General features: G+C 72.5%; 17 protein-coding genes. 6 read left to right on the top strand and 11 right to left on the bottom strand.

Annotated elements, in window-relative coordinates:
• On the top strand, window positions 1-2,541 hold the full coding sequence (gene hrpB / locus ABZ948_RS20490) for an ATP-dependent helicase HrpB (protein ID WP_359761466.1): 2,541 nt from the start codon (window positions 1-3) through the stop codon (window positions 2,539-2,541).
• On the opposite strand, the gene pgfA is transcribed toward hrpB, so the two are convergent.
• The 3 genes from pgfA to ABZ948_RS20475 all read right to left on the bottom strand — a co-directional run bounded on the left by pgfA (window position 2,531) and on the right by ABZ948_RS20475 (window position 5,550).
• Window positions 2,531-3,520: a cell envelope lipid trafficking protein PgfA gene (pgfA, locus tag ABZ948_RS20485; RefSeq protein WP_359761464.1), complete on the bottom strand. Its 990-nt coding sequence runs from the start codon at window positions 3,518-3,520 to the stop codon at window positions 2,531-2,533. The genes hrpB and pgfA overlap by 11 nt on opposite strands.
• Before the next feature lie 25 nt (window positions 3,521-3,545).
• Complete coding sequence (locus ABZ948_RS20480) at window positions 3,546-3,680, bottom strand: SPW_0924 family protein (RefSeq protein ID WP_114251457.1); 135 nt, start codon at window positions 3,678-3,680, stop codon at window positions 3,546-3,548.
• Window positions 3,681-3,816: 136 nt separating this feature from the next.
• Window positions 3,817-5,550: a lytic transglycosylase domain-containing protein gene (locus ABZ948_RS20475; RefSeq protein ID WP_359761462.1), complete on the bottom strand. Its 1,734-nt coding sequence runs from the start codon at window positions 5,548-5,550 to the stop codon at window positions 3,817-3,819.
• Between the two features lie 318 nt (window positions 5,551-5,868).
• Between ABZ948_RS20475 and ABZ948_RS20470 the strand changes: the two genes are divergently transcribed.
• A complete protein-coding gene (locus tag ABZ948_RS20470) occupies window positions 5,869-6,726 on the top strand; it encodes a DUF4184 family protein (RefSeq protein ID WP_359761460.1) in 858 nt (285 codons plus the stop codon).
• On the opposite strand, the gene ABZ948_RS20465 is transcribed toward ABZ948_RS20470, so the two are convergent.
• Both ABZ948_RS20465 and polA read right to left on the bottom strand, forming a co-directional pair.
• Window positions 6,644-7,312, bottom strand: a complete 669-nt coding sequence (locus tag ABZ948_RS20465) for a hypothetical protein (protein WP_359761459.1) — start codon at window positions 7,310-7,312, stop codon at window positions 6,644-6,646. The genes ABZ948_RS20470 and ABZ948_RS20465 overlap by 83 nt on opposite strands.
• Before the next feature lie 173 nt (window positions 7,313-7,485).
• Entirely contained in the window at window positions 7,486-10,212 is a 2,727-nt protein-coding gene (polA, locus tag ABZ948_RS20460; protein ID WP_359761457.1) for a DNA polymerase I, read from the bottom strand.
• Between the two features lie 413 nt (window positions 10,213-10,625).
• Here polA and ABZ948_RS20455 point away from each other — a divergent pair, with 413 nt between their 5' ends.
• The 3 genes from ABZ948_RS20455 (at window position 10,626) to ABZ948_RS20445 (ending at window position 14,441) form a co-directional block, all read left to right on the top strand.
• Window positions 10,626-12,905, top strand: a complete 2,280-nt coding sequence (locus ABZ948_RS20455) for an FdhF/YdeP family oxidoreductase (RefSeq protein WP_359761455.1) — start codon at window positions 10,626-10,628, stop codon at window positions 12,903-12,905.
• A gap of 55 nt (window positions 12,906-12,960) precedes the next feature.
• The gene (locus ABZ948_RS20450; protein WP_359761453.1) at window positions 12,961-13,449 is read left to right on the top strand and encodes a PaaI family thioesterase; all 489 of its coding nucleotides are present in this window, start codon (window positions 12,961-12,963) and stop codon (window positions 13,447-13,449) included.
• Window positions 13,450-13,568: 119 nt separating this feature from the next.
• The gene (locus ABZ948_RS20445) at window positions 13,569-14,441 is read left to right on the top strand and encodes a trypsin-like serine protease (RefSeq protein ID WP_359761452.1); all 873 of its coding nucleotides are present in this window, start codon (window positions 13,569-13,571) and stop codon (window positions 14,439-14,441) included.
• 223 nt (window positions 14,442-14,664) lie between these two features.
• Here ABZ948_RS20445 and ABZ948_RS20440 read toward each other — a convergent pair whose 3' ends face one another.
• Complete coding sequence (locus tag ABZ948_RS20440; RefSeq protein ID WP_359761450.1) at window positions 14,665-15,519, bottom strand: SDR family oxidoreductase; 855 nt, start codon at window positions 15,517-15,519, stop codon at window positions 14,665-14,667.
• Window positions 15,520-15,610: 91 nt separating this feature from the next.
• Between ABZ948_RS20440 and ABZ948_RS20435 the strand changes: the two genes are divergently transcribed.
• Window positions 15,611-15,991, top strand: coding sequence for a winged helix-turn-helix transcriptional regulator (locus tag ABZ948_RS20435; protein ID WP_359761449.1), 381 nt, complete (start codon window positions 15,611-15,613; stop codon window positions 15,989-15,991).
• Between the two features lie 31 nt (window positions 15,992-16,022).
• Here ABZ948_RS20435 and ABZ948_RS20430 read toward each other — a convergent pair whose 3' ends face one another.
• The 5 genes from ABZ948_RS20430 to ABZ948_RS20410 all read right to left on the bottom strand — a co-directional run bounded on the left by ABZ948_RS20430 (window position 16,023) and on the right by ABZ948_RS20410 (window position 22,906).
• A complete protein-coding gene (locus tag ABZ948_RS20430; protein ID WP_359761447.1) occupies window positions 16,023-17,102 on the bottom strand; it encodes a 2-oxoacid:ferredoxin oxidoreductase subunit beta in 1,080 nt (359 codons plus the stop codon).
• Window positions 17,095-19,023: a 2-oxoacid:acceptor oxidoreductase subunit alpha gene (locus tag ABZ948_RS20425; protein ID WP_359761445.1), complete on the bottom strand. Its 1,929-nt coding sequence runs from the start codon at window positions 19,021-19,023 to the stop codon at window positions 17,095-17,097. The genes ABZ948_RS20430 and ABZ948_RS20425 overlap by 8 nt, the downstream gene beginning before the upstream one ends.
• 158 nt (window positions 19,024-19,181) lie before the next feature.
• Window positions 19,182-19,853, bottom strand: coding sequence for a LuxR C-terminal-related transcriptional regulator (locus ABZ948_RS20420; RefSeq protein ID WP_359761443.1), 672 nt, complete (start codon window positions 19,851-19,853; stop codon window positions 19,182-19,184).
• Between the two features lie 340 nt (window positions 19,854-20,193).
• Complete coding sequence (locus tag ABZ948_RS20415) at window positions 20,194-21,555, bottom strand: sensor histidine kinase (protein WP_359761441.1); 1,362 nt, start codon at window positions 21,553-21,555, stop codon at window positions 20,194-20,196.
• Window positions 21,556-21,700: 145 nt separating this feature from the next.
• Complete coding sequence (locus ABZ948_RS20410; RefSeq protein ID WP_359761439.1) at window positions 21,701-22,906, bottom strand: sensor histidine kinase; 1,206 nt, start codon at window positions 22,904-22,906, stop codon at window positions 21,701-21,703.
• Window positions 22,907-23,087: the final 181 nt, after the last annotated feature.

Here is a 23,087-nt window from a genome sequence, read left to right as displayed (position 1 = left end):
GTGATCCGTTACGACGCCCTGGACGCGCTGCCCGTCCGCAGTGCCCTGCCCGGTCTGGACGACGCCCTGGAGGGCCACGGCACCGCCGTGCTGGTCGCGCCGCCCGGCACCGGCAAGACGACGCTGGTGCCGCTCGCGCTGGCGGGCCTGCTGGGCGACCGGCCCGCGCGGCGGGTCGTCGTCGCGGAGCCGCGGCGGATCGCGGCCCGGGCCGCGGCGCGGCGGATGGCGTGGCTGCTGGGTGAGAAGCCCGGCGAGAGCGTCGGCCACACCGTGCGCGGGGAACGGGTCGTCGGGCGGCACACGCGCGTGGAGGTCGTCACGACCGGTGTGCTGCTCCAGCGGCTGCAGCGGGACCAGGAGCTGGCCGGGGTGGACGTGGTGGTGCTCGACGAGTGCCACGAGCGGCATCTGGACGCCGACACGGTGGCGGCGTTCCTGTGGGACGTCCGGGAGACGCTGCGGCCCGAGCTGCGGCTGGTGGCCGCGTCGGCGACCACGGACGCTCAGGGATGGGCCGGGCTGCTGGGCGGCGCGCCGGTGGTCGAGGCGAAGGGGACGGCTCATCCGGTCGACGTGGTGTGGGCGCCGCCGGTGCGTCCCGTCCGGCCGCCGCACGGGATGCGGGTCGACCCGGCGCTGCTGACGCACGTGGCGTCGGTGGTGCGGCGGGCACTGGCCGAGCGGGACGGGGACGTGCTGTGTTTCCTGCCGGGCGTCGGGGAGATCGCCCGGGTCGCCGGGCAGCTCGGGGGGCTCGGCGGTGTGGAGGTGCTCCAGGTGCACGGGCGGGCGCCCGCGGCCGTGCAGGACGCGGTGCTGGCGCCCGGGGAGCGGCGGCGGGTGGTGCTGGCCACGTCCGTGGCGGAGTCGTCGTTGACGGTGCCGGGCGTGCGGGTGGTCGTGGACTCGGGGCTGGCGCGGGAGCCGCGGGTGGACCACGCGCGTGGTCTGAGCGCGCTGACGACGGTACGGGCGTCGCAGGCGGCCGGGCGGCAGCGGGCGGGGCGGGCCGGGCGTGAGGCGCCGGGGGCGGTGTACCGGTGCTGGGCGGAGGCCGAGGACGCGCGGCTGCCGCGGTATCCGTCGCCGGAGATCAAGGTGGCCGATCTGACGGCGTTCGCCCTGCAGGTGGCGTGCTGGGGGGATCCGGAGGCGGCCGGGCTGGCGTTGCTCGACATGCCACCGGGCGGGGCCATGGCGGCGGCTCGGGATGTCTTGGCGGCCGTGGGGGCGGTCGACTCCGTCGGGCGGGCCACGGAGCGGGGTGTTGCTCTGGCTCGGCTGGGGCTGCATCCCCGGTTGGGGCGGGCCTTGGTGGATTCCGTTCCGGTCGTGGGGGCCGAGACGGCCGCGGAGGTCGTCGCCCTGTTGAGTGAGGAGGCGCCCCGGGAGTACGGGGATGATCTGGCGGGGGCCTTGCGGCGTGCTCGGCGTGGGGATGACGCCTACTCCTCGCGGTGGCGGAGTGAGGTTCGGCGGCTGCGGGCCGTTGTGTCGGAGATTTCCCACCCACGCACCCGTAACCGCCCGCACGATGCCGGCGTCGAAGCCTTGGCGTACTCCCCGGAAGAGCGGCAGGTCGGGTTCGTTGCCGCTCTCGCCTTTCCCGAGCGGGTCGCCAGGAGCGACGGCGGGTCGTACCTCATGGTCTCCGGGACCCGTGCCGAGGTCGGTGACGGGAGCGCGCTGCGGGGCGTTCCGTGGCTCGCCGTCGCCGTCGCCGACCGGCCCGTCGGGAAGGGGCACGCGCGCGTGCAGCTCGGGGCCGTCGTCGACGAGGACGTGGCGCGGCTCGCGGCCGGGGCGCTGCTCGCGGAGCGGGACGAGGTGCGCTGGGACGGCGGGGACGTCGTGGCGCGGCGGGTGGAGCGGCTGGGGGCCGTGGAGCTGGCCGTGCGGGCGTTGCGGGACGCCGATCCGGGGCTCGTGCGCGCGGCGCTGCTGGACGGGCTGCGGCGGGAGGGGTTCGGGCTGCTGCGGTGGTCGCCGGAGGCCGTGGGGCTGCGGGAGCGGCTGGCGTTCCTGCGGCTGCGTCTCGGGGAGCCCTGGCCCGACGTCTCCGAGGACGCGCTGCACGCGCGCGTGGAGGAGTGGCTGGAGCCGGAGCTGGGCCGGGCGCGGCGGCGGGCCGATCTGGCGCGGATCGACGCCGGTCAGGCGCTCGCGCGGCTGCTGCCCTGGGCGTCCGGGGAGGCCGGGCGGCTCGACGAGCTCGCCCCGGAGCGGATGACCGTGCCCAGCGGGTCGAGGGTCCGGATCGACTACTCGCGGCCCGAGCAGCCCGTGCTCGCGGTGAAGCTGCAGGAGATGTTCGGCCTCCAGGAGTCGCCCCGGGTCGCCGGGGTGCCGCTGCTGGTGCACCTGCTGTCCCCGGCCGGGCGGCCGGCCGCCGTCACCGCCGATCTCGCCTCCTTCTGGCGGGACGGCTACAAGGGCGTGCGGGCGGAGCTGCGCGGGCGGTACCCGAAGCATCCGTGGCCCGAGGACCCGGCCGGGGCCGAGCCGACCCGGCACACCAACGCGCGGCTCAGGCGCTGACGGGGGACGGTTCCTCGGCCGCCGTGGGGGCCGGTCCGGAGCGGCGGCCGCGGGCCTCCACGTAGAGCGCGAGGGCCAGCAGGAGGACGCCGAGGGTCAGCGAGCCCCAGGGCAGCCAGGACGTCATCAGCAGGATGAGCAGGCGCTGGGACTTCACCAGGTCGACGGTGTGCGTGATGTAGTCCTCGCGCATCTTCACATGGCCGGCGAACGCGGTGACCTTGTCGCGGTCGCCGAGGAGGGTGCCGCCGCGCAGCTCCTCCTCGTGGAGCTCCTCGCCGTAGACGGGGGCGCCGGTGAGGGGTTCGACCCAGAACTTGCGGACGGTGGTGTACCAGCGGGTCGTGCCGGTCTGCTCGACCGCCTCGGGGGTGAGTCCCTCCACGGGCAGGACCTTGGGGATCTTCACCTTGGTCCAGGGGATGGTCTGCTCGAAGTAGTAGACCTCCAGGCCGCGGAAGTCCCGGGTGCCCTTGTAGTGGATGGGGGCGGTGACGCGGGCCTGGGCGTCGAAGTACTCGTAGTCCCGCTTCTCCGTGAGGAAGGGCCACTTGAACTCGATGCCCTCGCGGCGCACCGGGTCGCCGTCGACCATCTCGCCGGTGGCGTGGACGGGTTCCTGGGTGTGGGCGTCGAAGATGTAGCGCTCGGGGATCTTGGACACCATCTTGCCGTCGGGGCCGACGACGTAGGACAGGCCGTCCCAGACGACGACGTCCCTGCCCGCCGACTCCTCGATCCGCTCGGAGGCTTCGACGTTGCCCTTGAGGGTCTGCACGATGGTGACCTCGGGGACCTTCTTCGCGCGCATGGTGCCGTAGTCGAGGAGGGTGGCGTTCTTCGCCTCCAGGACCATGTCCTGGTACTGGTGCGCCGGGACCTTGGCGAGGCGTGGGAAGGCGTACCAGCGCAGCAGTGGGGACAGTGCCGCGAAGAACACGGCGAGGGCGAGCAGGACGAGGCCGGTCTTGCGGCGCATCTCGGTCTCCCTCCCGGGCGGGCGGTCAGGGGTGTGCGGGCACCGTCGTCAGCAGCGGCTTGGGGGACGTCCCGCCCGAGGGCGAGCCGAGGGCGGTCAGCGTCAGGACCACGGCGAACGCGACGGCGAGACCGGTGGCGGCGGCGATGAGTGCGCGCATGCGGGGCCTCCACGGCAGAGCTGATACACCGTCAGGTTTCTCGGCACCGTAGCAACGGGCGGCGGAGATGAGAACACGTTGCACACACAACGACGCCCCTCTCGGAAGAGGGGCGTCGCCTGGTCCTGCTGGAGGACTACGCGCTCGGGCTCGCCGAGGGGCTCGGCGAGGACGTCTCGGCGGCCGCCACGGTCAGTTCGACGGTGAGGGTCGCGCCGCCCGCGGTGTTGACGCGGAGCAGGAACGTGCCGGTGGTGTCGTCCGCGTAGAGCTTCGGCAGCTTCAGCAGGCCGCCCGCGTCCGTCTTCAGGCCCGACAGGGTGCGGACGGCCTTGCCGTCGGCGTCCTTGAAGTAGGGGCCCTTGTCGTTCGCGGTCGGGTCGTCCGCCGACTTGATCAGCGTGGCGGTGGCCGCGACGCCGTCCGCCACGGCGCCCTTGTAGGTGGCCTTCACCTCGACCTGGCCGGCGAACTCGCCGCCCGGGGTGCAGGTCAGCGGGGCGTCGCCGGTGCGGGTGAGGGTGTCGGCGGCGCGTTCGGTGACGGTGGCCGTGTAGTCGAGACCGGGAACGGTACGGCCCACGACGGTGGCGCGGACGGTGACGCCGCCCGTCTTCTCGCCCGCGCGCAGGGCGGGGGCGACGGCCACGCCGGAGCTGTTGGTGGCGACCGTGGCCACGCTCTCGCCGCCGGTGAAGGTGGTGTCCGTGTCGCCGAGGATGGTGAAGCGGATCCGGACCTTGCCGACGGCCTTGCCGGCCTGCGTCTCGGCGCGGGTGCTGATGCGCTGGGCGAACGCGTCGCCCGCCATGGCGGTGAGCTTCGCCGTTCCGGCGTCCTCCAGGTGGTGCACCGTGTCGGTGGGGGTGGGCGTGGGGGACGTCGAGGGCGGCGCGCTCGGAGTGCCGGGCGAGGCGGGCGGCGGCTTCGGGGTGGTCGTGCCGCCACCGGGCTTCTCGGGCCGCGGGCTGGGCTTCGGCTTGGAGGCGCCGGAGGACGGCGTGCCCGGGGCGGAGGGACTCGGGCGCGCGCCGGCGCCGTCGTCGCTGCGGTTGCCGGGCAGCGTGCCCGTGCCGTCCGGGATCTCGTGCGTGCCCTTGCGGTAGTACTCCAGCCACCTCATGACGAGGTTCAGGTACTCGCGCGAGTTGTTGTAGCTGAGGATCGCGCGGTCGAGGTCGCCCTGGTCGGACAGGTCCCAGTCGTTGCGGCAGAGGTAGTGGCCGGCGGCGAGGGCGGCGTCGTAGATGTTGTTGGGGTCCTTCTTGCCGTCGGCGTTGCCGTCGCGGCCCGCCCACGCCCAGGTGGACGGGATGAACTGCATGGGGCCGACGGCCTGGTCGTACGTGCTGTTGCCGTCGTACGCGCCGTTGTCGGTGTCCTTGATGAGGGCGAAGCCGTTGCCGTCGAGCTGCGGGCCGAGGATCTTCCCGATCGTCGTGCCCTCGGCGTCGACCCGGCCGCCGCGCGCCTGGCCCGACTCCACCCGGCCGATGGCGGCGAGGAGTTGCCAGGGCAGGTTGCAGCCGGGCTTGGACTCGCGCAGCGAGGCCTCGGCCTTCTTGTAGGCGTCGAGGACGGTCGCGGGGATGCCCGCCTCGGTCTCGCCCTGGCCGCCCGGGGTCGGCCCGGTGGACGGGGAGGGGTTGGGGCTCTTGAGCGGCGGCAGGTCCGTGTAGTACGGCGAGTTGCCGGTGGCGCTGCCGTCGGAGGCGCTCGCTTCGGGTGAGGGGCCGGCGTCCGCGGCGGTCTGTCTGCCGTGGTCGTTCACGCCCGGAGCCTGGGAGGCGGACAGGGCCGCGACCGCGACCGCGGCCACGGCGGTGGTTGCCGCCCCTTTGCGCAGCCTCCTGCCGAATTGCGCCGCCATAGAGTGAACCCCTCCCGTGGACGCCCGAGCGCCCGTCTCTGTCTCTCGCGCTCCGTGTGGTGCGTTCGCGTACTGCTGTTGCGTTCGCTCTGTTGTGACGATCGACCGGCCCCAGTGGTTGCCCTCCGGCGGGCCTGTCTCCTGCCCCCGGGACGGTGACCCTGGCGACCCTACGACAACTTCCTTTGCTCGGGCACCCGTTCGTGCCCGTTTTTCACCAGTTGGTCATGCGGGGAGCGTGACGGGCGGCCCGGGAGCCGCATCCCGCATACTGAGGCCTTCCGAACTCCCTGGTAACGACCGTCGCGAGGAGCCGAGTTGCCGTTCACACTGAGCCACGCGGCGGCGGTGCTGCCCGCCGTGCGCACTGATGGGAGCGGCCGTGGCCGGCTGGTGCCCGCCGTGCTCGTGGCGGGTTCCTTCGCGCCCGACATGACCTATTACGCGGCGAGTGTGCTGTCCGGGGCGATGGAGTTCGGTGACGTCACGCACTCGTTGCCGGGCGTCTTCACGGTCGATGTCCTGGTCGCCTGGGCGCTCGTGGGGTTGTGGCTGCTGGTGCGCGAGCCGCTGGTGGCGCTGCTGCCGCGGGGCCGGCAGGGGCGGGTGGCCGCCCTGGTGCGGTGCGGGGCGCCACGCGCGCGCGTGCGGCCGTCGCTGGTGGTGTGGTGGTACGTGTCAGCGGTGCTGGGCGCGCTGACGCACGTCGTGTGGGACGCGTTCACACATCTCGACCGGTGGGGGATGCGGCTGTTCCCCGTGCTGGGCCGGGAGGTGGCGGGCTCGCCGCTGTACTGGTACCTGCAGTACGGGGGTTCGGCGGTGGCGGCGGTCGTGATCGCGGTGTTCGTGGCGCGCGCGGTGCGGCGGATGCCCGGGGGCGAGCCGGTGGGGGTCCCGGTGCTGTCGGTGCGGGACCGGTGGGGGGCCGCAGCCGTGATCGGCGGTTTCGCGTTCGTGGGGGCGGTGCAGCGGGCGTCGCGGTGGTGGGCCTACTGGGGCTCGGCCGCGAAGCCCTGGGAGATCATTCCGACGGTGTGCTTCGGCGCGGGTGCGGGGCTCGTCCCGGCGCTGCTGCTGTACGCCGTGGGGGTCAGGGTGTGGCGTCCGGTCCCGGCCCCCGGCGGTTCCGGCCGCGTCGACGAGACGGAGCCGAGCCGTCCGGCCGCTCGCTGAGCAGGTCGTCGGTCGTCGCGATGAACACGGTGATGGTGGTGTGCGCCGGGCGGGGCCGTGGAAGCAGCGCGAGGACGAGCGTCAGGTAGCCACGGGCCAGCTCGGCCCAGGAATGGGGTGACCGGCCGGGCGCGGCGGGAGCGCCGGGCCGGCCGGGCGCGCCGGGGTTGCCGGGCCGCGGGGCGGCGGGTGTGGGGCCGGTGAGGTAGGGCGCGGCGGGCACGTCGGTGACGGGGCGCGGGGTGGTGCTGCCGGTGGGTTCTGAGCCGGCGGGCCCGGCGGATCCGGCGGTGGCGGCGGGCCCGGAGCTGCCCGCGGACCCGGCGGTCCCGGAGGTGCCCGCGGACCCGGAGATGCCGAAGCTGCCCGCGGACCCGGCGGGGGCACCGGTACGGCCGACCGGTCGCCATCCGTGGACCAGGTGCTGCCGGAGGCCCGCCGTCGCCTGGCGCAGGGCCTCGGAGAGGCCGGTGGGAAAGCGGACGGTGCTTGCGGTGGCCGCGAATGCCGGAACCGACGTCATCGGCGCGGCCGGCGGGAGTCCCACGCCTGGTGCCGAGCGGCTGAGGAGCGTGCGTATGCCCATGCCCGCATCCTTGCGACCGCCGGGGAGTGCGGCGCTTTCTCGGGGGCCACGTGGGTGATGGTCCGGGTGGGTGGCCCACCCCGACCATCACCGCCGTCCCGTGCTCCGGGCCAGGCTCCCTGTTCCCCCGGGGGCAGGGAATCCCCTGCCCGGTCCGGAGCGAGCGCAGCGGGCTAGTGGGCCGCCGACTCCCAGTCGGACCCCGCGCCCACCGAGACGCCGAGGGGGACGCGGAGGTGTACGGCGTTCGCCATCTCGCGGCGGACCAGTTCCTCGGCGGTCTCCCGCTCCCCGGGGGCGATCTCCAGCACGATTTCGTCGTGGACCTGGAGGAGCATGCGGGAGGACAGGCCCGCTTCCCGCAGGGCGTCGTCCACCTTGAGCATGGCGATCTTCACGATGTCGGCCGCCGTGCCCTGGATGGGCGCGTTGAGAGCCATCCGCTCGGCCGCCTCACGGCGCTGGCGGTTGTCGCTGTTGAGGTCGGGCAGGTAGCGGCGGCGTCCGAAGAGCGTCGCCGTGTAGCCCGTCGCCCGGGCCTCGTCGACCGCCCGGCGCAGGTAGTCCCGTACGCCGCCGAACCGCTCGAAGTACGCGTCCATCAGGGCGCGGGCCTCCGCCGCCTCGATGTTCAGCTGCTGGGAGAGGCCGAAGGCGGACAGCCCGTAGGCAAGGCCGTACGACATGGCCTTGATCTTGCGGCGCATCTCGGCGTCCACCGCGGTCGGCTCCACCGCGAAGACCTGGGAGGCGGCCGTGGTGTGCAGGTCCTCGCCGGAGGTGAACGCCTCGATGAGGCCCTCGTCCTCGGAGAGGTGGGCCATCACGCGCAGCTCGATCTGGCTGTAGTCGGCCGTCATGAGGGACTCGAAGCCCTCGCCGACCACGAAGCCGCGGCGGATCGCGCGGCCCTCGTCCGTGCGGACCGGGATGTTCTGCAGGTTCGGGTCGGTGGAGGACAGGCGGCCGGTGGCGGCGACCGTCTGGTTGAACGTGGTGTGGATGCGGCCGTCCGCGGCGATCGTCTTGATCAGGCCCTCGACGGTGACGCGGAGCTTGGCCTGCTCGCGGTGGCGGAGCATGATCACCGGCAGTTCGTTGTCCGTCTGCGTGGCGAGCCAGGCCAGCGCGTCGGCGTCCGTGGTGTAGCCGGTCTTGGTGCGCTTGGTCTTGGGCAGGGCCAGCTCGCCGAAGAGGACCTCCTGGAGCTGCTTGGGCGAGCCGAGGTTGAACTCGTGCCCGGCTGCCGCGTGGGCCTCCTTCACCGCCTGCTGGACGGCGCCGGCGAACATCTGCTCCATGGCCTCCAGGTGGGGCCGGTCGGCCGCGATGCCGTGCCGTTCCATGCGGGCGAGCAGCGCGGACGTGGGCAGCTCCATGTCGCGCAGCAGGTCGGCGGCGCCGACCTCCTCCAGGCGGCTCTCGAAGGCCTCGCCCAGGTCGAGGACGGCGCGGGCCTGGATCATCAGGGCCTCGGCCTCCGCGCCGTCGTCCGCGCCGAAGGCGAGCTGGCCGTCGGCCGCGGCGGCGGGAGCCAGCTCGCGGTGCAGGTATTCGAGGGAGAGCGCGTCCAGGTCGAAGGAGCGGCGGCCCGGCTTGACCAGGTAGGCGGCGAGCGCGGTGTCCATCGCGACACCTTCGACGCTCCAGCCGTGCTCGGCGAAGACGCGCATGGCGCCCTTGGCGTTGTGGAAGACCTTGGGCCGGGCGGCGTCGGCGAGCCAGGCGGCGAACGCCGTCTCGTCGGCCTCGTCCAGCTGGGAGGGGTCGAACCAGGCGGCCGCCCCGCCGGGCGCGGCGAGGGCGACCTCGGCGACGGAGCCGGTGCCGAGCGCCCAGGTGTCGACGGTGGCGATGCCGAGGGGGCCGGTGGCGTGCTCGGTGAGCCAGGCGGTCAGCTCGCCCGTGGAGAGCACCGTGCCGTCCAGCTCCACGCCTTCGGCGCTGATGGGGGTGGTCTCGGCCTCCTCCGCGCCGGGGTCGACGGCGAAGAGCCGCTCGCGCAGGGAGGGGTTGCGGATCTCCAGGGTGTCCAGGACCATCGCGACGGCCTTGCGGTCGTACGGGGCCCGCTCCAGTTCGGTGACGCCCTTGGGGAGCTCGACGCGGCGCTCCAGCTCGGTGAGGCGGCGGTTGAGCTTGACCGCTTCCAGGTGGTCGCGGAGGTTCTGGCCCGCCTTGCCCTTGACCTCCTCCACGCGCTCGACGAGCTCGGCGAAGGAGCCGAACTGGTTGATCCACTTCGCGGCGGTCTTCTCGCCGACGCCGGGGATGCCGGGCAGGTTGTCGGAGGGGTCCCCGCGCAGGGCCGCGAAGTCGGGGTACTGCGCGGGCGTCAACCCGTACTTCTCGAATACCTTCTCCGGGGTGAAGCGGGTCAGCTCGGAGACGCCCTTGGTCGGGTACAGCACCGTGGTGTGCTCGCTGACCAGCTGGAACGAATCCCGGTCGCCGGTGACGATCAGCACCTCGAAGCCCTCGGCCTCGGCCTGGGTGGCGAGCGTGGCGATGACGTCGTCCGCCTCGAAGCCGTCCACCGCGAAGCGGGCGGCGCCCATCGCGTCGAGCAGCTCGCAGATCAGCTCGACCTGGCCCTTGAACTCGTCCGGGGTCTTGGAGCGGTTCGCCTTGTACTCCGTGAACTCCTGGGAGCGCCAGGTCTTGCGGGAGACGTCGAAGGCGACCGCGAAGTGCGTGGGCGCCTCGTCGCGCAGCGTGTTGGCCAGCATCGACGCGAAGCCGTAGATCGCGTTCGTCGGCTGGCCCGTCGCGGTGGTGAAGTTCTCCGCGGGCAGCGCGAAGAACGCGCGGTAGGCCAGCGAGTGCCCGTCCATGAGCATCAGTCGCGGACGGCTGCCGCCGGAGGTCTTGTCGGTCGTCTTCGATGCTGTCTCTGCCACGCCCCCGATCCTGCCACGCCCCACTGACACTCGGCCCCGGCCCCGTCCGCGCCGGGCCGGGACGCGGCCGGACCGAGTGCCGGCGCGGGTCGTACGGAGCGGGGCTCCGCACCGGGCGGGCGACGTGAGGGCCTTGTGGCCCCGCGGGGGCGGGCCGGGACAGGTGGCGGCGAAGGTCCGCCCCGGGCCGGGCTTCCGGCAGGGACCGGTGACAGCAAACGCCGTGCGCAGGTAAGCCATAAGCCCTCGGCCCCAGGCCCAGGCCCTTAAGCCCCGGGCCCGGGCCCCGCCTCCGGGCCCGGCGCCCCAAGCCCCAAGCCCATCCCCCGGGCCCGGCCCGCCCTCACCCGATGTCACCACCGCGTGCGAGGATCGGAGACGTACCTCACAGCGCAGGGGAAGGGGAGCGTGCGATGGCGTCGAAGCCGCCCAAGAGTGATCCGGTTCAGGACGCGCCGCAGGTCGCCGGGCCGAAGCACGCGGCAGCGGGTCTCCCCGCGATCGGGCACACGCTGCGTGTGGCCCAGCGGCAGATGGGCGTGAAGCGCACCGCGCTGACGCTGCTGAGCGTGAACCAGAAGGACGGCTTCGACTGCCCGGGCTGCGCCTGGCCGGAGCCGGAGCACCGGCACAAGGCGGAGTTCTGCGAGAACGGCGCGAAGGCCGTCGCCGAGGAGGCCACCCTGCGCCGGGTGACGCCCGAGTTCTTCGCGGCGCACCCGGTCGCCGATCTCGCCGGCCGCAGCGGCTACTGGCTGGGCCAGCAGGGCCGCCTCACCCATCCCGTGTACCTGCCGGAGGGGGGCACGCACTACGAGCCGGTCACCTGGGAGCGCGCCTTCGACATCATCGCGGAGGAGATCACCGCCCTCGGTTCCCCGGACGAGGCCGTCTTCTACACCTCGGGCCGCACCAGCAACGAGGCCGCGTTCCTCTACCAGCTCTTCGCCCGCGAGCTCGGCACGAACAACCTCCCCGACTGTTCGAACATGTGCCACGAGTCGTCCGGCTCGGCCCTGTCGGAGACGATCGGCATCGGCAAGGGCAGTGTCCTGCTGGAGGACCTGTACAAGGCGGATCTGATCATCGTCGCCGGCCAGAACCCGGGGACGAACCACCCGCGCATGCTCTCCGCCCTGGAGAAGGCCAAGGCGGGCGGGGCGCGGATCATCAGTGTCAACCCGCTGCCCGAGGCGGGCCTGGAGCGCTTCAAGAACCCGCAGACCCCGCAGGGCATGCTCAAGGGCGCGGCGCTCACGGACCTGTTCCTGCAGATCCGCATCGGCGGCGACCAGGCGCTCTTCCGCCTCCTCAACAAGCTGATCCTGGAGCGGGAGGGCGCGGTCGACGAGGCGTTCGTGCGGGAGCACACGCACGGCTTCGAGGAGTTCGCCGAGGCCGCCCGCGCCGCCGACTGGGACGAGACGCTGAAGGCGACCGGTCTGACCCAGGAGGACATCGAGAAGGCTTTGCGCATGGTGCTGGCCTCCGAGCGGACCATCGTCTGCTGGGCGATGGGCCTCACCCAGCACAAGCACTCCGTGCCCACGATCAGGGAAGTGGTCAACTTCCTCCTCCTGCGCGGCAACATCGGCCGCCCGGGCGCGGGCGTGTGCCCGGTGCGCGGGCATTCGAACGTGCAGGGCGACCGCACGATGGGCATCTTCGAGCGCCCCGCCCCGGCGTTCTTGGACGCCCTGGAGAAGGAGTTCGGCTTCGCGCCGCCCCGGGAGCACGGCTACGACGTCGTCCGGGCGATCCGCGCCCTGCGCGACGGCGAGGCGAAGGTCTTCTTCGCGATGGGCGGCAACTTCGTCTCGGCCTCCCCGGACACGGAGGTCACGGAGGCGGCGATGCGGCGGGCCCGGCTGACCGTGCACGTGTCGACGAAGCTGAACCGCTCGCACGCGGTCACCGGCGCGCGGGCCCTGATCCTGCCGACGCTCGGCCGCACCGAGCGCGATCTGCAGGGCGGCGGCGAGCAGTTCGTGACGGTCGAGGACTCGATGGGCATGGTGCACGCCTCCCGGGGCCGCCTGGAGCCCGCGAGCGCGCACCTGTTGTCGGAGCCGGCCATCGTGTGCCGCCTGGCCCGCCGCGTGCTGGGCGAGAACAGCCGTACGCCGTGGGAGGAGTTCGAGAAGGACTACGCGACGATCCGGGACCGCATCGCCCGCGTGATCCCCGGTTTCGAGGACTTCAACGCGCGCGTGGCCCGCCCCGGCGGCTTCACGCTCCCCCACGCCCCGCGTGACGAGCGCCGCTTCCCGACGGCGACCGGCAAGGCCAACTTCACCGCCGCCCCGGTGGAGTACCCGGAGCTGCCCGAGGGCCGCCTGCTGCTGCAGACGCTGCGCTCGCACGACCAGTACAACACCACGATCTACGGCCTGGACGACCGCTACCGGGGTATCCGGGGCGGCCGCCGGGTGGTGCTGGTCAACCCCGAGGACGCTAGGGCCCTGAAGCTGGCGGACGGCGCTTACGTCGACCTGATCAGCGAGTGGCAGGACGGCGTGGAGCGCAGGGCGCCCGGTTTCCGGGTCGTGCTCTACCCGACGGCCCGGGGATGTGCCGCCGCGTACTACCCGGAGACCAACGTGCTGGTGCCGCTGGATGCCACGGCGGACACCAGTAACACCCCGGCCAGCAAGTCCGTCGTGGTGCGTCTGGAACAATCGGCGACCGACTGAGCGTTTGCTCAGTCGCAAGGCGGTCGAGTGACGAGGACGAACGGAGCCGGACCCCATGGGTGAGCAGCAGCATGTGAAGTTCCCGCAAGAGGTCATCGACGAGTACGCCGCGCTCGGCGTGGACCTCCCGGCCCTGTTCTCCGCGGGCCACCTCGGGACCCGGATGGGCGTCCAGATCAGCGAGGCCTCGGCGGACCGGGTCGTCGGGACGATGCCGGTGGAGGGCAACACCCAGCCCTACGGACTGCTGCACGGCGGGGCCTCCGCGGTGCTGGCCGAGACGCTCGGCTCGATCGGGTCGATGCTGCACGGCGGCAGCTCCAAGATCGCCGTGGGGGTCGACCTGAACTGCACCCACCACCGCGGGGTGCGCTCCGGTCTGGTCACGGGCGTGGCCACACCCGTGCACCGGGGGCGCTCCACCGCCACGTACGAGATCGTCATCACGGACGAAAACGACAAAAGGGTGTGTACCGCCCGGCTGACCTGTCTGCTGCGGGACGTGAAGCCGGGCGACGAGGAGTTCATCCGCGCCGCGAGCTGACCCGACGTAGGGAAAACCCTGGAGGGGCGGGCGCGCTCTTGTCGCGGCCGCCCCCGCGCGCTTCACTGGCGCTCCACCCCCACAGGAGAAGACCCGTCCCACCCCCAGAAGGGTTTCTCTTGACCTCCGTACGTGCCCTCGCCGTCACCGCCGCGGCTGGCGCCGCCGTGCTCGCCACCGCGCTGCCGTCCTCCGCCATCAACTCCTACAACGCCACCCCCGCCCCCGAACGCACCGAGGTCGGCGCGCTCGTGGCCACCTGGGACAACGACGGCGACCCCGCGACCCCCGACCGGGTCGACTGGGTCTGCTCCGGCACCATGATCGACGCGGACACCTTCCTGACCGCCGCGCACTGCACCACCGACTGGCCCGACAACGTGCGGTTCTACGTGTCCCTGGACCAGGACGTGCAGGCCGGCCTCGACGCGGCCGCGAAGAAGTACCCCGGCGACCCGGCCGCGCAGGCCGCCGCCGTCGCCGTCCCGGGCACGGCCCACTCGCACCCGGACTACCCGGGGCCCGCCTCCGACACCCACGACATCTCGGTGGTCCAGCTGTCCGCCGCCGCGGTCAAGGCCCGCTGGAGCTTCACCCCGGCGACCCTGCCCACCGCGAACCAGCTCGGCCGACTCGGGCCGCGGGGCCTGAACTCCACCGACTGGGTCGTCGCCGGCTACGGCACCCAGGAGGCCGTCAACGGCCCCGGCGGCCAGACCCACCCCGGCGGCGGCGTCCGCATGAAGGCGCCCGTCACCTTCGACGCCCTCAACGACTCCTGGGCCCGGCTGGCCATGACCGCTCCGCAGGGCAACGGAGGCGCCTGCTACGGCGACTCGGGCGGCCCCAACTTCGCCATGATCGGCGGCAAGCGCGTCCTCGCCGCCACCACCATCACCGGCGACACCCCCTGCTACGCGACCAACGTGACGTACCGCCTGGACACCCCCGGCGCCCGCGCCTTCCTGTCGCCGTTCGTGCGTCTGCCCTAGGGGGTGTCCGCAAAGTCGCGTCGTCCGCCCGGAGGGCGGGCCCTGCGGCGTTCGGTGCGTGCTCTCGGCGTGCCGGGCGGACGCCCGCGTACTGGGTGTACTCGGGTGTTCGCCCGGTGCGGCGAGTGGGGGTACCCCCTGCTCGAAGAGCTTGGGGGAGCGTGCCGGGCGTCGCGGGGCAGGCGGGGCTTTGCGGACACCCCCTAGGGCCCGCCGGGGGAGTTCAGCCCTTGAGCGCGGCGGCGATGGCCTCGGAGAGGGAGGTCGTCGGGCGGCCGGTCAGACGGGACAGGTCTCCGGTGGAGACGACCAGCTCGCCCTTCTCGATGGAGGCGTCGACGCCCGCGAGGATCTGCGCGAACGGCTCCGGCAGGCCCGCCCCCGTCAGGATGCCGACCAGGGCCTCGGGGGAGACGGCGCTGTAGGCGATCTCCTTGCCCGTCTGCCGGCTCAGCTCGGCCGCGTACTCGGCGAAGCTCCACGGGGTGTCGCCGCCCAGCTCGTACGTCTTGTTCTCGTGTCCCTCGCCGGTGAGCACGGCGACGGCGGCGGCGGCGTAGTCGGCGCGGGAGGCGGAGGAGACCTTGCCCTCGCCGGCCGCGGCGACGACCGCGTTGTGCTCCAGCACCGGGGCGAGGTTCTCGGTGTAGTTCTCGTGGTACCAGCCGTTGCGCAGCAGCGCGTAGGGCACGCCGGAGTCCAGCAGGATCTCCTCGGTGCCGCGGTGGTCGTCGGCGAGCGCGGCGGTCAGGGTGCCCGGGGCGCTGGTGTAGGCGAGCAGGGCGACACCGGCCGCCTTGGCGGCGTCGATGACGACCTTGTGCTGCTGTACGCGGCCCTTGTCGAACTCGTTGCCGGAGACCAGGAGCACCTTGTCACCGGCGGAGAAGAGGCCGTCGAAGGAGGCGGGGGCGTTGTAGTCGGCCAGCGCGATCTTCACGCCGTGGGCCGCGAAGTCGGCGGCCTTCTCCGCGTTGCGCACGACCGCGGTGATCTGCTCGGCGGGAACCTTCTCGAGCAGCTGCTCCACGACGTGGCGGCCGAGGTTTCCGGTGGCTCCGGTGACGACGATGCTCATGGTGACGACTCTCCTGGTGGGGTGCGATGGCACTAACCATAGGAGAAGCGCTAACTCTTGGAAAGTACCCACTTTGAAGTAAGGTACTGGCATGGCAGTAAGCAGCAGTGAGGCGCTGTGCCCGCACCGGCTGGTCCTGGAGCACGTCACCAGCCGCTGGGGCGTGCTCGTCCTGATCCTGCTCCTGGACCGTCCGTACCGGTTCAGCGAGCTGCGCCGGGCGATCGGCGCGCAGGGGGGCCGGGGCGTCAGCGAGAAGATGCTCACGCAGACCCTCCAGACCCTGGAACGGGACGGCCTGGTCCACCGCGACGCCCGGCCCGTCATCCCGCCCCGCGTCGACTACTCCCTCACCGACCTGGGCCGCGAGGCCGCCGAGCAGGTCCGGGCCCTCGCGGACTGGACCGACCGGCGCATGGACGACGTGGAGAAGGCGCGCCGGGCGTACGACGAGGCCCGGGCCGCCTCGTAGCGGTCCCGGGCCCCTTTCGTCCTGCGGGAGGTCAGCCGACGACCGTCCAGGTGTCGCCGCCCGCCAGCAGCGCGCCCAGGTCGCCCTTGCCGTGCTGCTCGATGGCGGTGTCCAGCTGGTCGGCCATCTGCGTGTCGTAGACGGGCCGGTCGACGGAGCGCAGGACACCGATCGGCGTGTGGTGCAGGGTGTCGGGGTCGGCGAGGCGCGACAGCGCGAACGCCGTGGTCGGGGACGGGGAGTGCGCGTCGTGGACGAGCACCTGGTCCTCGTTCTCCGGCGTCACCGCGACCACCTTCAGGTCGCCGGTCAGCGGGTCCCGTACGACGCCCTTGGTCAGGTCGGCGCCGAAGCGGATCGGCTTGCCGTGCTCCAGCCGGATCACGGCCTCCTCGGCCTGCTGCTTGTCCTTCAGGGCGTCGAAGGCACCGTCGTTGAAGATGTTGCAGTTCTGGTAGATCTCGATCAGCGCCGTGCCCTGGTGGGCGGAGGCCTGGCGCAGCACCTCCGTCAGGTGCTTGCGGTCCGAGTCCACCGTCCGCGCCACGAAGGACGCCTCCGCGCCGATCGCCAGCGACACCGGGTTGAACGGCGCGTCCAGCGAGCCCATCGGCGTCGACTTGGTGATCTTCCCGACCTCGGAGGTCGGCGAGTACTGGCCCTTGGTCAGACCGTAGATCCGGTTGTTGAACAGCAGGATCTTGAGGTTGACGTTGCGGCGCAGCGCGTGGATCAGGTGGTTGCCGCCGATGGACAGCGCGTCGCCGTCACCCGTGACGACCCACACCGACAGGTCGCGGCGGGAGCTGGCCAGACCCGTGGCGATGGCTGGGGCGCGGCCGTGGATGGAGTGCATCCCGTACGTGTTCATGTAGTACGGGAAGCGGGACGAGCAGCCGATGCCCGAGACGAAGACGATGTTCTCCTTCGCCAGCCCCAGTTCGGGCATGAAGCCCTGCACCGCGGCGAGGATGGCGTAGTCGCCGCAGCCGGGGCACCAGCGCACTTCCTGATCGGACTTGAAGTCCTTCATCGACTGCCTGCCCTCGGCCTTGGGGACCAGGGACAGCGCTTCGACGGTGCGGGCGCCTGTCGTGGACGTCTCAGCCATCGATGGCCTCCTTCAGAGCCGCGGCGAGCTGCTCCGCCTTGAACGGCATGCCGTTGACCTGGTTGTACGAGTGGGCGTCGACCAGGTACTTCGCCCGGATGAGCGTGGCGAGCTGCCCGAGGTTCATCTCGGGGATCACCACCTTGTCGTAACGCTCCAGCACGGAACCCAGATTCCGCGGGAAGGGGTTGAGGTGGCGCAGGTGCGCCTGTGCGATGGACTCCCCGGCTCTGCGCAGCCGCCGCACCGCCGCCGTGATCGGCCCGTACGTCGAACCCCAGCCCAGCACCAGCGTCCTCGCCTCGTGCGGATCGTCCACCTCGACGTCCGGGACGTCGATGCCGTCCACCTTCGCCTGCCGGGTGCGCACCATGAAGTCGTGGTTGGCCGGGGCGTAGGAGATGTTGCCCGTGCCGTCCTCCTTCTCGATGCCGCCGATCCGGTGCTCCAGACCCGGCGTGCCCGGGATCGCCCAGGGGCGGGCCAGGGTCTGCGGGTCGCGCTTGTACGGCCAGAACACCTCGGTGCCGTCGTCGAGCGTGTGGTTCGGGCCCTGCGCGAACTGCACCCGGAGGTCCGGCAACTCCTCCAGGTCCGGGATGCGCCACGGCTCCGAGCCGTTGGCCAGGTAGCCGTCGGAGAGCAGGAACACCGGCGTCCGGTACGTCAGCGCGATCCGGGCGGCCTCCAGCGCGGCGTCGAAGCAGTCCGCCGGCGTGCGCGGCGCGACCACCGGCACCGGCGCTTCACCGTTGCGCCCGAACATCGCCTGCAACAGGTCCGCCTGCTCGGTCTTGGTGGGCAGACCCGTCGACGGGCCGCCGCGCTGGATGTCCACGATCAGCAGCGGCAGCTCCAGCGACACCGCGAGGCCGATCGTCTCCGACTTCAGCGCCACGCCCGGGCCGCTCGTCGTCGTCACGGCCAGCGAACCGCCGAACGCCGCGCCCAGCGCCGCCCCGATCCCGGCGATCTCGTCCTCGGCCTGGAAGGTCCGCACGCCGAAGTTCTTGTGCTTGCTCAGCTCGTGCAGGATGTCCGACGCCGGGGTGATCGGGTACGACCCCAGGTACAGCGGCAGATCCGCCTGCCGGCTCGCGGCCACCAGCCCGTACGACAGGGCGAGGTTGCCGGAGATGTTGCGGTAGACACCCGGCGGGAACGCCGTGGCCGCAGGGGCGACCTCGTAGGAGACCGCGAAGTCCTCCGTCGTCTCGCCGAAGTTCCAGCCGGCCCGGAACGCGGCGATGTTGGCCGCCGCGATGTCGGGCTTCTTGGCGAACTTCGACTTCAGGAACTTCTCCGTGCCCTCCGTGGGCCGGTGGTACATCCAGCTCAGCAGCCCCAGCGCGAACATGTTCTTGCTGCGCTCGGCCTCCTTGCGGGTGAGGTCGAACTCCTTCAGCGCCTCCACGGTCAGCGTGGTCAGCGGCACCGGGTGCACGTGGTAGCCGTCCAGCGACCCGTCCTCCAGCGGCGACGCCTCGTAGCCGACCTTCTGCATCGCCCGCTTGGTGAACTCGTCCGTGTTGACGATCACCTCCGCGCCGCGCGGCAGGTCCCCGATGTTCGCCTTCAGGGCGGCCGGGTTCATCGCCACCAGCACGTTCGGCGCGTCACCGGGCGTGAGGATGTCGTGGTCCGCGAAGTGCAGCTGGAAGGACGACACGCCCGGCAGGGTCCCGGCGGGGGCCCGGATCTCGGCCGGGAAGTTCGGCAGCGTCGACAGGTCGTTGCCGAACGACGCGGTCTCCGAGGTGAAGCGGTCACCGGTGAGCTGCATACCGTCACCCGAGTCCCCCGCGAACCTGATGATCACCCGGTCGAGGCGACGGACATCCTTCGCGCCCGCCGCTTTGCGCTGCTCTCCTACGACTGCTCCGTCGGCCTGCTCCGCTGGGCTACTGACCTGGCTGGTCACTGAACTGGACCTCCCTCGAGGCGGCTGTCCGGGAGAGGCCTTCCCGCAGGCCCTCCCAGGATCAACCCTACGACCGCAAGGGTCGCGTTCTTCGGGTCATTCGCATGTTGGACACGACTTTGAGACGTTCGAGCGCCCTGACTCACATGTCAGGAGTTTCACGAATTGAGGTACGTCAGCACGGCCAGGACCCGGCGGTGGTCGCCCTCGCTCGGGGACAGCCCCAGCTTGAGGAAGATGTTGCTGACGTGCTTCTCGACGGCCCCGTCGCTGACCACGAGCTGCCGGGCGATCGCCGAGTTCGTCCGCCCCTCGGCCATCAGCCCCAGCACCTCGCGCTCCCGCGGGGTGAGCCCCGCCAGCACGTCCTGCTTGCGGCTGCGGCCCAGCAGTTGCGCGACCACCTCCGGGTCCAGGGCCGTCCCGCCCCCGGCCACCCGCACCACCGCGTCCACGAACTCCCGCACCTCGGCCACCCGGTCCTTCAGCAGGTAGCCGACACCCCGGCTGGAGCCCGCGAGCAGCTCCGTGGCGTACTGCTCCTCCACGTACTGCGACAGCACCAGCACGCCGAGCCCCGGGTGCGCCTTGCGCAGCTGCACCGCCGCCCGCACGCCCTCGTCGGTGTGCGTCGGCGGCATCCGCACGTCGGCGACCACGACATCCGGCAGCTCGCCCTGCGCGTCCAGCTCCGTGATGGTCTTGATCAGTGCCTCGCCGTCACCGACCCCGGCGACGACCTCGTGCCCGCGGTCGGTCAGCAGCCGGGTCAGGCCCTCCCTGAGCAGCACTGAATCCTCGGCGATGACCACCCGCACCCTGTCCTCCACGATCTTCGGCCCCCCACAGCCCGACGTCGCCCGTCCGCGGCCCACCACGGCTCCGCGCCCACCCGTGCGACGGGTCCAGCATTTCAGCATCCGGGCGTGGATGGGGGTGGGCGACGCGAATCGGATGCGGGGGGCCGGGTTCCGGTATGCCGGGTTCCGCGGGGGCCGGGGTCCGGTGTGCCGGGTTCCGTATGCCGTTCCGCGGGCCGGGCTCCGTATGCCGTTCCGCGGGCCGGGCTCCGGTGGCTCGGGCTTCGAAGGCCGGCGGGGGAAGGGAAAAGGCCGGGCCAGGGGGTTCGCCCCTGGCCCCTTGGTCGCGGGGGCCGAGCCCCCGCCGAGGTCACCGCACGTGCTCACCGCGCCACGGCAGCTCCGCCGTCACCCGGGTCGGTCCGCCCGCCGGCGAGTCCACCACCAGGATCCCGTCCACCGCGTCGAGCCGCTCCGCGAGCCCGGCCAGCCCGGACCCCCGGGAGGTGTCGGCCCCGCCCACGCCGTTGTCCACGACCTGCAGCATCAGCCGGTTCTCCGTCCGCCACACCTCCACGCCCGCCCAGGTCGCCCGCGCGTGCTTGCTGACGTTCTGCAGCAGCTCCGAGACCGTGAAGTACGCGATGCCCTCGATCGCCGGCGCGGGCCGCTCCGCCAGATCCACCTCGACCCGCACCGGCACCGTGCACCGGGACGCCACCGCCGACAGCGCCGCGTCCAGCCCCCGGTCCGTCAGCACCGCCGGATGGATGCCCCGGGCCAGGTCCCGCAGCTCCTGCAGCGCCGTCTTCACCTCGCCGTGCGCCTCGTCCACCATCCGCTGAGCCGCCTCCGGATCCTCCTGGAGCTTCTCCTTCGCCAGCCCCAGATCCATGGCCAGCGCCACCAGCCGGGCCTGCGCGCCGTCGTGCAGATCCCGCTCGATGCGCCGCAGGTCGGCAGCGGCCGTGTCCACCACGACCCCCCGGTCCGACTCCAGCTCCACCACCCGCGAGGCCAGCCGCGACGGCCCCAGCAGCCCGTGCACCAGCAGCCGGTCCACCATCGTCAGCGCCCGCACGATCCACGGCGTGGCGATCGTGAACAGCAGACCCACCAGCGCGGTCACCGTGATCTCGAAGGGGTTGTCCAGGTAGACCCGGTGCGTCTCGTCGCCGTACAGCTGGACCCCGTCCTGACCGGCGTACATCGGGAACACCCAGAACCACAGCGGGTACGTCAGCAGCCCCCAGCCCAGCGCCCAGACGTTCACGGAGACGACGAACGAGAACACCGCCCAGGGCAGATGCACCACCGCGTACAGCAGGGCCCGCCACGACGCGCCGCTCTTCAGGACGGCACCCATCCACGCCATGACGCCCGGCCGCTTCATCCGCAGCGGCTCCGGCTCGCCCACCTCCAGGCCCAGCAGCGCCCGCGCCCGCATCCGCTCCAGCGCCCCGAAGCCACGGCACCCGGCGAGCGCCGCCGCCAGCACCGGTATGCCGAGGAACGTCACCAGCAGGCCCGCACCGAGCGACACCATCGTGACCGCGTAGGTGAACAGCAGGATGCTGATCGGCAGGCTGAGCAGCACATGGCCGAGCTCACGCCAGGTGCGTCCCTCGACGGGCGCCCGCAGTGCGGCGGGCAGCCGGCGCCGCCGTTCGGTGCTCGCGGGGAACCCGGACCCGCTGTCGAGCCCGTAACCCTGTCCGTACTCCGTGGCCATCGGCGTCGTCCTTCTCCTCGTCCTGCGGCTGTTCCCTCGTACCTCCACCCTGCTCCGCCGCAGGTCGGCGGACCATGGAGTCCGTCGGCGTCTTGGACGGGGGGTTTTCCCCACCCCCGGACTTCCGGGGTGTGCGCCAACGCCCCTAGGGGGCGTCCGTGCGGTCGCGCCACGGCAGTTCCGCCGTGACCGTCGTCGGGCCGCCCTCGGGGGACTCCAGCACGAACAGGCCGTCGACGGCGTCCAGCCGGTCGGCCAGGCCCTTCATCCCCGTACCGCGGTCGAGGCGCGCGCCGCCGCGGCCGTCGTCCTCCACCTGTATGAGCAGCCGGTCGTCCGTCCGCCACACCTCCACCGACGCCGACTTCGCCCGGCTGTGCTTGCTGACGTTCTGCAGCAGCTCCGAGACGGTGAAGTAGGCGATGCCCTCGATGGCCGCGGCGGGCCGCGCGGGCAGGTCGACCGTCACCTTCACCGGCACCGTGCAGCGCGAGGCGACCGAGGACAGCGCCGCGTCCAGGCCGCGGTCGGTCAGGACCGCCGGGTGGATGCCGCGGGCCAGGTCCCGCAGCTCCTGGAGCGCCAGCTTCACCTCGCCGTGCGCCTCCTCGACCATCGCGGCCGCCGCGTCGGGGTCCTCCAGCACCTTCTCCTTGGCCAGGCCGAGCCCCATGGCCAGCGCCACCAGCCGGGCCTGCGCCCCGTCGTGCAGATCCCGCTCGATGCGCCGCAGGTCGGCCGCCGCCGTGTCCACCACGACGCCCCGGTCCGACTCCAGCTCGGCGATGCGCCGCTCCAGCTCGTCGGAGGGCGACAGCAGCGCGCGGACCATGGCCCGGTCGGCGTTGGTCAGGCCCCGCGCGATGAACGGCAGCACCGGCCACAGCACGAACAGCGAGACCAGCGTGACGGTGAAGGTGAGGACGCCCCACGGCAGCCGGATGAACTCGTACAGCACCGTGCGCCAGCCCACCGGGTCCTTCAGCTGCATCCACAACCGCTGGAAGAAGCCGCCCCCGCCGCGCAGCCGCAGCCGGCTCGGCTCGTCCACCCGCACCCCGAGCAGCGCCCGGGCCCGCGCCCGCTCCATCCTGCCCAGCTGCCGCGCGCCCATGAGCCCGGCCGCGAGCAGCGGGAAGCCGACCACCGTGACGGTCAGCCCGAAACCGGTGAACAGCATCGTGACGACGTAGGTGAATCCGAGCAGTGCGACCGGAAGGTTGGCCAGGAGGTGCGCGATCTCCTTCCAGGTGTGCCGGTCGTAGGCGAGACGGGCCGGCGGCGGACGGTCGTCCTGCCCGGCCGCCGACGCGGCCGCTTCGGTGCCCGTGGACGGGATGCGTTCGGTCATATGCGTTAGCGTGCCCGGCGGCGGGCAGCCGCGCCATGAGGTGCGCCGCCAGGATCACCTGAGGAAAACCCCACCCCCGCATGCCGGGGCGTGACGGGCTGCTTACCCTGCCTTTATCAGGGCCTAGACTCCCGTGCGTACAGATCGTCGAACGGCGGCGTCCGGGTGAGCCGCGGGATCG

The organism is Streptomyces olindensis (assembly GCF_040645895.1).
Classification (GTDB): Bacteria; Actinomycetota; Actinomycetes; order Streptomycetales; family Streptomycetaceae; genus Streptomyces; species Streptomyces olindensis.
Note: the sequence above shows the minus strand (reverse complement) of the source record. Positions and strands in the feature narration are given on the sequence as shown.

Bases quoted from the DNA above. Each gene is read 5' to 3' on its own strand.
- pgfA (WP_359761464.1), bottom strand. From the start codon at position 3,520: ATGCGCCGCAAGACCGGCCTCGTCCTGCTCGCCCTCGCCGTGTTCTTC.
- ABZ948_RS20480 (WP_114251457.1), bottom strand. From the start codon at position 3,680: ATGCGCGCACTCATCGCCGCCGCCACCGGTCTCGCCGTCGCGTTCGCC.
- ABZ948_RS20475 (WP_359761462.1), bottom strand. From the start codon at position 5,550: ATGGCGGCGCAATTCGGCAGGAGGCTGCGCAAAGGGGCGGCAACCACC.
- ABZ948_RS20465 (WP_359761459.1), bottom strand. From the start codon at position 7,312: ATGGGCATACGCACGCTCCTCAGCCGCTCGGCACCAGGCGTGGGACTC.
- ABZ948_RS20455 (WP_359761455.1), top strand. From the start codon at position 10,626: ATGGCGTCGAAGCCGCCCAAGAGTGATCCGGTTCAGGACGCGCCGCAG.
- ABZ948_RS20450 (WP_359761453.1), top strand. From the start codon at position 12,961: ATGGGTGAGCAGCAGCATGTGAAGTTCCCGCAAGAGGTCATCGACGAG.
- ABZ948_RS20440 (WP_359761450.1), bottom strand. From the start codon at position 15,519: ATGAGCATCGTCGTCACCGGAGCCACCGGAAACCTCGGCCGCCACGTC.
- ABZ948_RS20435 (WP_359761449.1), top strand. From the start codon at position 15,611: ATGGCAGTAAGCAGCAGTGAGGCGCTGTGCCCGCACCGGCTGGTCCTG.
- ABZ948_RS20430 (WP_359761447.1), bottom strand. From the start codon at position 17,102: ATGGCTGAGACGTCCACGACAGGCGCCCGCACCGTCGAAGCGCTGTCC.
- ABZ948_RS20415 (WP_359761441.1), bottom strand. From the start codon at position 21,555: ATGGCCACGGAGTACGGACAGGGTTACGGGCTCGACAGCGGGTCCGGG.
- ABZ948_RS20410 (WP_359761439.1), bottom strand. From the start codon at position 22,906: ATGACCGAACGCATCCCGTCCACGGGCACCGAAGCGGCCGCGTCGGCG.